10 protein-coding genes are annotated in these 9,810 nt (G+C 75.0%); 5 read left to right on the top strand and 5 right to left on the bottom strand.

Features of this window, described 5'->3' with window-relative positions:
• Positions 1 to 384 precede the first annotated feature (384 nt).
• Complete coding sequence (locus ACFY61_RS09150; RefSeq protein WP_389468979.1) at positions 385 to 1,815, top strand: peptidoglycan binding domain-containing protein; 1,431 nt, start codon at positions 385 to 387, stop codon at positions 1,813 to 1,815.
• A gap of 181 nt (positions 1,816 to 1,996) precedes the next feature.
• Here the strand turns inward: ACFY61_RS09150 and ACFY61_RS09145 are convergent, their stop codons facing one another.
• Positions 1,997 to 2,809 (bottom strand): tetratricopeptide repeat protein, encoded by an 813-nt coding sequence (locus ACFY61_RS09145; protein WP_389468978.1) that lies wholly within the window; start codon positions 2,807 to 2,809, stop codon positions 1,997 to 1,999.
• Positions 2,806 to 3,762: a GNAT family N-acetyltransferase gene (locus ACFY61_RS09140; protein ID WP_389468975.1), complete on the bottom strand. Its 957-nt coding sequence runs from the start codon at positions 3,760 to 3,762 to the stop codon at positions 2,806 to 2,808. The genes ACFY61_RS09145 and ACFY61_RS09140 overlap by 4 nt, the downstream gene beginning before the upstream one ends.
• Before the next feature lie 140 nt (positions 3,763 to 3,902).
• Between ACFY61_RS09140 and fdxA the strand changes: the two genes are divergently transcribed.
• Positions 3,903 to 4,232: a ferredoxin gene (gene fdxA, locus ACFY61_RS09135; protein ID WP_214935234.1), complete on the top strand. Its 330-nt coding sequence runs from the start codon at positions 3,903 to 3,905 to the stop codon at positions 4,230 to 4,232.
• Positions 4,233 to 4,325: 93 nt separating this feature from the next.
• Complete coding sequence (gene dapC / locus ACFY61_RS09130) at positions 4,326 to 5,420, top strand: succinyldiaminopimelate transaminase (protein WP_389468973.1); 1,095 nt, start codon at positions 4,326 to 4,328, stop codon at positions 5,418 to 5,420.
• A gap of 119 nt (positions 5,421 to 5,539) precedes the next feature.
• On the opposite strand, the gene ACFY61_RS09125 is transcribed toward dapC, so the two are convergent.
• Both ACFY61_RS09125 and ACFY61_RS09120 read right to left on the bottom strand, forming a co-directional pair.
• Positions 5,540 to 5,815 (bottom strand): ATP-binding protein, encoded by a 276-nt coding sequence (locus ACFY61_RS09125; protein WP_389468971.1) that lies wholly within the window; start codon positions 5,813 to 5,815, stop codon positions 5,540 to 5,542.
• Between the two features lie 165 nt (positions 5,816 to 5,980).
• Positions 5,981 to 6,940: a hypothetical protein gene (locus tag ACFY61_RS09120; protein WP_389469314.1), complete on the bottom strand. Its 960-nt coding sequence runs from the start codon at positions 6,938 to 6,940 to the stop codon at positions 5,981 to 5,983.
• 77 nt (positions 6,941 to 7,017) lie between these two features.
• Here ACFY61_RS09120 and dapE point away from each other — a divergent pair, with 77 nt between their 5' ends.
• A complete protein-coding gene (dapE, locus tag ACFY61_RS09115; protein WP_389468969.1) occupies positions 7,018 to 8,097 on the top strand; it encodes a succinyl-diaminopimelate desuccinylase in 1,080 nt (359 codons plus the stop codon).
• Between the two features lie 64 nt (positions 8,098 to 8,161).
• Complete coding sequence (locus tag ACFY61_RS09110; RefSeq protein ID WP_389468967.1) at positions 8,162 to 8,917, top strand: TIGR00730 family Rossman fold protein; 756 nt, start codon at positions 8,162 to 8,164, stop codon at positions 8,915 to 8,917.
• 25 nt (positions 8,918 to 8,942) lie between these two features.
• On the opposite strand, the gene folP is transcribed toward ACFY61_RS09110, so the two are convergent.
• Entirely contained in the window at positions 8,943 to 9,803 is an 861-nt protein-coding gene (gene folP / locus ACFY61_RS09105) for a dihydropteroate synthase (protein ID WP_389468964.1), read from the bottom strand.
• Positions 9,804 to 9,810: the final 7 nt, after the last annotated feature.

Raw genomic sequence — 9,810 nt, 5'->3', positions numbered from 1 at the left:
GGCCGGGCCGCCCCGGCCCCGGGCCCGGCGGCCCCGGGGCCCGGCCCGGCCGCCCCGGGGGGGGGGCGGGCGCCCGCGCCGGCCCCGGCCCCCGCCGCGCCCCCGCCCCCGGCCCCCGCGGGGGCCCGCCCCGGTCTGCCCACCCGCCCGACCCCGCAGGGCCCCCCGCCCGGCCCGCAGGCCCCGCAGGCCTCCGCCGCGTACGGGCCCGGCCCCGGCGCGGGCGCCCCGGGCCGGCCCGGCGGCCCCGGCGTCGGCGCGCCCGGACGCCCGCCCGCCCCCGCTGCCGGCCCCGGCCCCCGCCCGGCCCCGGCTCCCATGGCCGGGCCCGCCGCCGGCCCCGGCCCCCGCCCGGCCCCGGCCCCGGCCCCCGGCCCGGCTCCCATGCCCGGGCCCGCCGCCGGCCCCGGCCCCGGCCCCCGCCCGAACCCGGCCCCGGCCGCCGCGCAGGCGGAGGAGCCCGCCCTCGGCCCGCGCACCGGAGCCCCCGCCCCGCCCGCGCCCGCCATCGGCGCCCCCGCTCCCGCCCCGGCTCCGGCCCCCGCCGGCCCGGCACAGGGCGGCGCGCCCACCCCGCCGCACGGCAACCCCCTGCCGCCCCCGCCGCCGGGCTCCCAGATCCCCGGCGGTCCCACCGGCGGCCCCGCGTTCGGCGCCATGCCGGTCACCGGCCCGCACACCGACGAGGACACCCGCGCCCTCGCCCCGCGCTGGCCCGGCCCTGAGATGCCGCCCGGCCCGGGCGTGCCCGGCGGCGCCCTCGCCGACCCCCTGGACGGCGTGCCCGCGCCCCGGCCGGTACCGCCGCAGCAGGCCGCCCCGGCACCGCGGCCGGCCCCGGCCGCCGACGCCAAGCCGGCCAAGCCCGCGAAGAAGGGCCGCAACAAGCTGGCCCTCGCCGGCGGCGCGATCGTCGCCCTCATCGGCGTGGCCTACGGCGCCGGGCTGCTGCTCAACCACTCCGAGGTCCCCAAGGGCACCACGGTGTTCGACGTCGACATCAGCGGGACCCGCGAGGAGGCCGTGGCCAAGCTGCAGACCGCGTTCGGCAACCGGGCGAACGCCCCGCTCCAGGTGACCGTCGGCGGCAAGCAGGCCGAGCTCAAGCCGGAGAAGGCCGGCCTGTCCCTGGACAGCCAGACCACCGTCCGCAACGCGGCGGGCAGCGACTACAACCCGGTCACCGTCATCGGCTCCCTCTTCGGCCAGGAGCGCCCTGCCACGCCGGTCATCCCGGTCGACGAGGAGAAGCTGCAGGTCGCCCTCCAGGAGCTGGCCGGCACCTCGGGCAGCGCGGTGGAGGGCACCATCAAGTTCGAACCGGGCAAGGCCGTCGCCGTCCCCGGCAAGGCCGGCACCTCCCTGGACGTGGACGCCTCCGTGGAGAAGGTCACCGAGGCGTACCGCGCCATGGTCGAGACCGGCAAGGCGGTGCCCGTCGAACTGCCGGTGACGGAGAAGGCCCCGACCATCACCCAGGCCGAACTGGACCGGGCGATGAACGAGTTCGCCAAGCCCGCGATGTCCGGGAACGTCACCGTCAAGGCGGGCGACCGGTCCATCCCGTTCGGCCCGGCCAAGTCCCTGCCCAAGATCCTGAGGATGGAGGCGGTCGACGGGAAGCTGGTCGAGAAGTACGACCTGGAGGCGCTGAAGGAGCTCTACGGGTCCGTGTTCGACGGCGTCCTGATCACCCGGGGCAACGGGGAGAAGACCGCGGTCACGCCGCAGGACGTGGCGGGAGTCCTGGGCAAGGCCCTGCGCGGCAAGACGGAGGCGGAGCGCACGGGAGTCATCGAGACCAACCCCAGCTGACCCGCCGCCCCCCGGTGTGGGCAGTCGTTCCGCAGGGGGACGGGGGTCCCCCCGGGCGGAGTCTGGGGGGACCCCCATCCGCCCTGCGGCACGACTGCCCACACGGCGGTGGCCTGGGCCGGGCCGTTGCGCACACGGCGGCGGCCCACGCGGCAGCGGGCCCGGGCCCCGGGCCGGGGGTCTAGTTGAGGAGGGCTCGGGAGGCGCGGGCTTCGGCGCGGATCCGCTCCGCCGCGCCCGAGTCCACCGCCCCCACCACCTCCGCGTACGCGTCGAGTTCCGCCGCCCCCGCCACGAACTCCCCCCGGTCCACCAGCAGCCTGGCCCGGTCGTACCGCAGCGTCGCCGGATGCGCGGGCAGCAGCAGCGACAGCTCCACCGCCCACAGCGCCACCGCCGACTGCTCCGGCCGCGCGGCGGCCCACGCCCGGATGTTGTTGAGGACGCGCAGCACGATGTCCAGCGTCCGGGCCGGCTCCAGCGGGGCGGACTCGGCCAGCGCCGCCGGACCCGTGCCCAGCGCGGCCCCGCCCGCGAACGGGTCCGCGTGGACCCGGTCCGCCGGGTCCCCGAAACCCACCACGAAGTGGCCCGGCAGCGCCAGCCCGTAGACCGGCGCACCGGCCCTCCGGGCCACCTCCATCCAGACCACCGACAGCAGGATCGGCAGCCCCCGCCGCCGACGCAGCACCTCGTGCAGGAGCGAGGAGGACAGCCGTTCGTAGTCCTTGGGGGTGCCGTGGAAGCCCGCCCGGCCGCCCAGCAGCGCGCCGACCGCCGCCGCCCACTCCCGCGGGTCGCGCAGCCCGTACGGGAGCATCCCGGCCAGCCGGTCCAGCTCGATGTCCGCCTCGTCCATGCCCCGTTCGTCCAGCTCGGGGTCGGCCTCCGCGGCCAGCAGCAGGCACAGCCGCGCCAGGTCCGGGCGTTCGGCCCTGGCCTCCGCGGCGAACTCGGCGCGGAAGCGGGAGCCCGGCCCCGGGCCGGCGCTCACGCGTCCGCCCGGAAGTGGTGGTAGGCGTGGTGCGCGGCGAAGCCCATGCCGCCGTACAGGCCGCGCGCGCCGGCGTTGTCGGTCTCCACCTGGAGCCAGGCCGCCGAGGCGCCCTCCTGGAGGGCCCGCCGGGCCATCGCCGCCATCACCGCGGTCGCACGGCCCTCCCGCCGGTGCGCCGGGTCGACCTCGACGGCGGTGAACCCCGCCCAGCGGCCGTCCACCACCACCCGCCCGATCGCCTTGCCCGGCACCGACGCGAACCACACCGAGGGGCCGGCCACCAGCACCCGGAGGGCCGCCTCCGGGTCCGCGACCCGCCCGTAGCCGCCCAGCCAGTCCGCGTCGCACTCCCGGGAGAGCCGTACGCCGGACACGTCCACGTCCGCGTCCGCCACCGGCGCCAGCCCGGCGGTCCACACCTCCGCGGAGAGCTCGCGCACCCAGCCGCGCTCCTCCAGCTCCGCGCAGAGCACCTCCTGGGTGCCGGCCGCGCCCGTGGCCGCCTGCGCGTACGCCGGAAGGTCACGTTCCGCGTACCAGGAGGTCACCCGGGCGAGTGCTTCGTCCAGCGGTATGCCCGGGTCGCCCAGCGGCAGCACCGAGTTGGCCCGGCGGGTGAAGCCGGCCGCGGCCCGCAGCGTCCACTCGCCCAGCGGCTCGCTCTCCAGCGGCTGCCAGGCCCGCGCGGTGACCCGCGCCAGCTCCTCGAAGGAGGCCGCCGGACCGCGCCGACGGGCCGGCGCGGCGGGCACGACCTTGCCCGCCACCAGGGAGGATTCCGGGATGCGGACGGTTTCCCCGCTCTTTCGTGTGATCACGAGCACACCGCCGGTCCATGATGTGAGAACCCCGACCACGTCGGTGAATACGGCGCCCTCGCCCCCGCCGCCCAGGACCCGCCGTACGGACACGCGTTTACCCACGTCAGCCGGGGTGATGCGGATTTCCATCAGCGCTCCAGCAGAGATGTCCACAGCTCTCTAGCCCCTCTTGTTCGGATCGTGGCCGGGAACGGCGATACTAGGTGTGGGCATCGACGACGCCGCGCTCCCGCGCGATATGGACAGCCCTACCGAGGAGGAACGAGAGCGTGACCTACGTCATCGCGGAGCCTTGTGTCGACGTCAAGGACAAGGCATGCATCGAAGAGTGCCCCGTCGACTGCATCTACGAGGGCCAGCGGTCCTTGTACATCCACCCGGACGAATGCGTCGACTGCGGCGCCTGTGAGCCGGTCTGCCCGGTCGAGGCGATCTTCTACGAGGACGACACCCCGGAGGAGTGGAAGGACTACTACAAGGCGAACGTGGAGTTCTTCGACGAGCTCGGCTCGCCCGGTGGTGCCTCCAAGCTCGGCCTGATCGAGCGCGACCACCCCTTCATCGCAGCGCTGCCGGCGGACATCAACCCGGCGCACTGACGTGACCCCTCCCGGTCCTGTACGGCTCCGCCCGCCGTGCAGGACCGGGGTGTTTTCCCCGCGCCGACGCGTCGAGAAAGTGAGCACAGCACCGTGGCCGCAGTATCGTCCCGCCTGCCCGTCTTCCCCTGGGACAAGCTGGAGCCCTACAAGGCGACCGCTGCCGCCCACCCGGACGGCATCGTCGACCTCTCCGTCGGCACCCCGGTCGATCCGGTGCCGGAGCTGGTCCAGCGCGCCCTGACGGCGGCCGCCGACTCGCCGGGCTATCCGACGGTCTGGGGCACCCCCGCGCTGCGCGACGCGATCAGCGGCTGGGTGCGGCGCCGGCTCGGGGCCGCCTCCGCGGAGCACCGCAACGTGCTGCCGGTGGTGGGCTCCAAGGAGCTGGTGGCCTGGCTGCCGACCCAGCTCGGACTCGGCCCGGGCGACAAGGTCGCATACCCGCGGCTCGCCTACCCGACGTACGAGGTCGGCGCCCGGCTGTGCGGTGCCGAACCGGTGGTCTACGACGACCCGACCGAGCTGGACCCGGCGGGCCTGAAGCTGCTGTGGCTCAACTCCCCGTCGAACCCGACCGGCAGGGTCCTCCCCAAGGAGGAGCTGGTCCGGATCGTGGCCTGGGCCCGCGGTCACGGGATCCTGGTCTTCAGCGACGAGTGCTACCTGGAGCTCGGCTGGGAGGCCGAGCCGGTCTCGGTGCTGCACGAGGACGTGTGCGGCGGCTCGTTCGACGGCCTGGTGGCGGTCCACTCGCTGTCCAAGCGGTCCAACCTGGCCGGCTACCGGGCGGCCTTCCTGGCCGGCGACGCGGCCGTCCTCGGTGAGCTGCTGGAGATCCGCAAGCACGGCGGCATGATGACCCCCGCCCCGGTGCAGGCCGCCACCGTCGCCGCGCTCGGCGACGACGCCCACGTCCAGGAGCAGCGGGGCCGCTACGCCGCCCGCCGGGACGCCCTGCGCGCGGCCCTGGAGGGGCACGGCTTCCGGATCGAGCACAGCGAGGCCAGCCTGTACCTGTGGGCCACGCGGGACGAGCCCTGCTGGGACACCGTCGCCGCCCTCGCCGAGCTCGGCATCCTGGTCGCGCCCGGGGACTTCTACGGCGAGGCGGGCGCGAACTTCGTCCGGGTCGCGTTCACGGCGACCGACGAGCGGGTCGCGGCGGCGGTCAAGCGCCTCGGCTGAGCCGGCGCCGCCCGCCGGCGGGGTGCGACGCCGCCCCCGAACGGCCCGAGGGCCCGGAACGTGCGTTCCGGGCCCTCGGTCTCCGTACGCCCGGGGCGCACGGACACGGATCGGCGCGCTCAGCCGCCCAGCGCCGGCAGGGTGTCGGCGACCGGGAGGGTCTGCGCGGCCGGCGGCAGACCGCCGAGCAGCTGGTCGGTCGGCAGACCGCCCGCCGGGTCGGTCACCCCACCGACCAGGCCGGTGGTGCTGTCCAGGGCGCTGACCGAGCCCACGGCCGGCAGGGACTCGACGCCCGCGGCGCTCGCCGAGCCGGCCGCACCGACCACGGGGGCTGCACCGGCCGCGAGCAGCAGCGCGGCACGGGCGATCCGACGGGTCTTGGGGAGGGACATGGTGCGTGCTCCTAGCGTTTGCTTGCTGAGTACGCCGTGAACAACCGCCCGAGGGCGGGGGGAGGTTGCGGAACTGCCGGGTAAAGACCTGGCAATGCGTCGTTTTATCGGCTTCGTCGCCGCATTCGTCACCCCTTGATCACCCCCTGCGGGGGACCGTGGGGACTAGCGTGCGAGGAAGATCCGGACCGTGCCGTCGTCCCCGTTGCGCCCGTCGGCGTCCGCCGACTTCCCCGACCCGCCGGCCGCCTTCCAGGCGCCCCCGGTCTTGCCCGCGGTCCAGGACCGGCCGGCGTACGACACCCGCTCGATACCCAGCTCCGCGGCGTGCGCCACCGCCCAGTGGGCCATCTCCCAGCCCCGACGCCCGTCCCCGTCCCCGGCTCCGCCGCCGCGGGCCGACCGAGCCGGCACCGAGACGACGCCCCCGTCCCCGCCGGCGGTCTCCGGCTTCGCGCCGGGGCCGAACACCCGCTCCAGCCGTGCCGTCAGCGCGGCCCGGTCGCCGGCGGTCAGCGGGGCCGGCCCGGTGCAGGTCAGCGCCCCCGGGGCCCGGCCGGTCAGGGCCGCCGCCAGCAGCACCGCGTCCGGCTCGTGCTTGGCGTACGCCTGCGGGAACCCGCTGCGCTGCACCCGCTGCGCGGCCACCGTCAGCGGCAGCCGCGAGTAGCCGGGCACCTCGGCCAGCCGGTCGTAGAAGATCCCGGCCGAGTACACCGGGTCCATGATCTGCTCCGGAGTGCCCCAGCCCTGCGAGGGCCGCTGCTGGAACAGGCCCAGCGAATCCCGGTCGCCGTGGTCGAGGTTGCGCAGCGAGGACTCCTGCATGGCGGTGGCCATGGCGATGGTCACCGCCCGCTCCGGCAGGCCCTTGGCCGTCCCCACGGCGGCGATCGTCGACGCGTACCCGGCCTGCTCGGGCGTCAGCGAGTACGCCGAACCCTCGCCGGACTTGCCGTCCGCCGCCCGGACGGTGCAGCGCGGCGCGCCGCCACCCCCGGTCGAGTCGTACTGTACGACCAGATATCCACCCAGTCCGAGCAGCACGAGGAGGGCCGCCAGGCGAAGGGGCCGGCGGCGACGCCGTCGCGGGGCTTTTCGATCGGTCTCGGACACGCGGCCCACCGTACTTGAGCCGAATGACGCGTCCATCGTGCGGACGGACCGGGACCGGCCCAAGGACGGAGGGTTAGGGTCACTTCATGACCGAATCCGAGCTCGACCTCACCCTGGACGCCGCCGAGCTGACCGCCCGGCTCGTCGACATCCCGTCCGTGAGCGGCGACGAAAAGGTCCTCGCCGACGCCGTCGAGGCAGCCCTGCGGGCCCTGCCCCACCTCACCGTGGACCGCTACGGCAACAACGTCGTCGCCCGTACCCACCTCGGGCGGGCCGAGCGCGTCGTCCTCGCCGGCCACCTGGACACCGTCCCGATCGCCGACAACGTCCCCTCCCGCCTGGACGAGAACGGCGTGCTCTGGGGCTGCGGCACCACGGACATGAAGTCCGGGGTCGCCGTGCAGCTGCGCATCGCCGCCACCGTCCCCGAACCCAACCGCGACCTGACCTTCGTCTTCTACGACCAGGAGGAGGTCGCCGCCGACCTCAACGGCCTGGGCAAGGTCGCCGAAGCCCACCCCGACTGGCTGGCCGGGGACTTCGCCGTCCTCCTCGAACCCTCCGACGCCGAGGTCGAGGGCGGCTGCCAGGGCACCCTGCGGGTGCTGCTGCGCACCACGGGGGAGCGCGCCCACTCCGCGCGCAGCTGGATGGGCTCCAACGCCATCCACACCGCCGCCCCCATCCTGGCGAGGCTGGCCGCCTACGAGCCGCGCAAGCCCGTGATCGACGGCCTGGAGTACCACGAGGGCCTCAACGCGGTCCGGATCGAGGGCGGCGTCGCCAACAACGTCATCCCCGACGCCTGCACGGTCACCGTGAACTTCCGCTACGCCCCTGACCGCAGCGAGGAGGAGGCCCTGGCCCACGTCCGCGAGGTCTTCGCCGACTGCCCCGTCGACGAGTTCGTGGTCGACGACTCCTCCGGCGGCGCCCTGCCCGGCCTCTCCCACCCGGCGGCCGCGGCCTTCATGGAGGCGGTGGGCGGCCGCGCCATGCCGAAGTTCGGCTGGACCGACGTCTCCCGCTTCAGCGCGCTCGGCGTGCCCGCGGTCAACTACGGCCCGGGCGACGCCCTGCTCGCCCACAAGGTCGACGAACGGGTGGAGACCAAGGCCATCCTGCACTGCGAGGAACGACTCCGCGCCTGGCTGACCTCCTGAATTCCGCTTGCCGTCACCTTCGTGCGCCTACCCTGGCCGGACGATCGTCAGGAGGGAGCACATGATGGCCAACCCTGAAGGGATTCGACCGAAGCCCGCGGAGCAGCAGCTCGGCCCGGTCCTGCGCAGGCGGAACCAGGTGCAGGCGGGCAGTACCACCGACCAGCGGCTGCTGGACTCGGCCGGCCCCACGGAATGGGTGCACACCGACCCCTGGCGGGTGCTGCGCATCCAGTCGGAGTTCATCGAGGGGTTCGGCACGCTCGCGGAGCTGCCGCCCGCGATCAGCGTGTTCGGCTCGGCCCGTACTCCGGCGGACTCGCCGGAGTACGACGCCGGCGTACGGATCGGCCGCGCCCTCGTCGACGCCGGGTTCGCCGTGATCACCGGCGGCGGACCCGGCGCCATGGAGGCGGCCAACCGCGGCGCCCGCGAGGCCAACGGCATCTCGGTGGGCCTGGGCATCGAGCTGCCCTTCGAACAGGGCCTCAACCAGCACGTCGACCTGGGCCTGAACTTCCGGTACTTCTTCGTCCGCAAGACGATGTTCGTGAAGTACAGCCAGGGCTTCGTGGTGCTGCCCGGGGGCCTGGGCACCCTCGACGAGCTGTTCGAGGCGCTCACCCTGGTCCAGACCCAGAAGATCACCCGGTTCCCGATCGTGCTCTTCGGCACGGACTACTGGAGCGGGCTGGTCGACTGGCTGCGCGGCACCGTCGTCGCCCAGGGCAAGGCCTCCGAGAAGGACCTCTACCTCTTCCACGTCACGGACGACGTGGACGAGGCGATCGCCCTGGTGACCAAGGAGGTCGGCAAGTAGCCGGCCCGTCCCCCCGCACGCCGTCCTAGGCCAGGCCCCGGCGGGCGACCGCCGGGGGCCGGTGGCCCTGGATGGAACGCACCATCTCCAGGACCTGCCGGGTCTCCTCCACCTCGTGGACCCGGTAGACCTGGGCGCCCAGCCAGGCCGAGACGGCCGTGGTCGCCAGGGTCCCCAGCAGGCGCTCCTTGACGGGCTTGTCGAGGGTCTCGCCCACGAAGTCCTTGTTCGACAGGGAGACCAGCACCGGCCAGCCCGTGTCGGTCATCTCCCCCAGGCGCCGGGTGGCCTCCAGCGAATGCCTGGTGTTCTTCCCGAAGTCGTGCCCCGGGTCGATCAGGATGGCGTCCCGCCGCACGCCCAGCGCGGCCGCCCGCTCGGCGAGGCCCACGGTGACCCGCAGGATGTCGGCCATCACGTCCTCGTACTCGGTCCGGTGCGGCCGGGTGCGCGGCTCCACACCGCCCGCGTGCGTGCACACCAGGCCCGCGCCGTACCGGGCGGCCACCTCCGCCAGCTTGGGGTCCACGCCGCCCCAGGCGTCGTTGAGCAGGTCCGCGCCGGCCTCGCACACCGCCTCGCCGACCTCGTGCCGCCAGGTGTCCACGCTGATCACCACGTCCGGGTGACGGCGCCGCACCTCGGCCACGAACCCGACCGTACGGCGGGCCTCCTCGGCCGCGTCCACGTGTTCGCCCGGCCCCGCCTTGACCCCGCCGATGTCGATGATCGCCGCGCCCTCCGCGACCGCGCGCTCCACCCGGTCCAGGGCGGGCTCGTCGCGGAAGGTCGCGCCCTGGTCGTAGAAGGAGTCCGGGGTCCGGTTCACGATCGCCATGATCACCGGCTCGTGCGTGCCGAACTCGCGTCTGCCCAGTCGCAGCATCCCCTGT

This window comes from Streptomyces sp. NPDC012888 (genome assembly GCF_042900645.1).
Taxonomy (GTDB): domain Bacteria; phylum Actinomycetota; class Actinomycetes; order Streptomycetales; family Streptomycetaceae; genus Streptomyces.
This window is presented reverse-complemented; position numbering and strand designations above follow the sequence as displayed.

Coding starts and splice junctions, on each gene's coding strand:
- ACFY61_RS09150 (WP_389468979.1), top strand. CDS start 385: ATGCCCGGGCCCGCCGCCGGCCCCGGCCCCGGCCCCCGCCCGAACCCG.
- ACFY61_RS09140 (WP_389468975.1), bottom strand. CDS start 3,762: ATGGAAATCCGCATCACCCCGGCTGACGTGGGTAAACGCGTGTCCGTA.
- ACFY61_RS09125 (WP_389468971.1), bottom strand. CDS start 5,815: ATGTCCCTCCCCAAGACCCGTCGGATCGCCCGTGCCGCGCTGCTGCTC.
- dapE (WP_389468969.1), top strand. CDS start 7,018: ATGACCGAATCCGAGCTCGACCTCACCCTGGACGCCGCCGAGCTGACC.
- ACFY61_RS09110 (WP_389468967.1), top strand. CDS start 8,162: ATGGCCAACCCTGAAGGGATTCGACCGAAGCCCGCGGAGCAGCAGCTC.
- folP (WP_389468964.1), bottom strand. CDS start 9,803: ATGCTGCGACTGGGCAGACGCGAGTTCGGCACGCACGAGCCGGTGATC.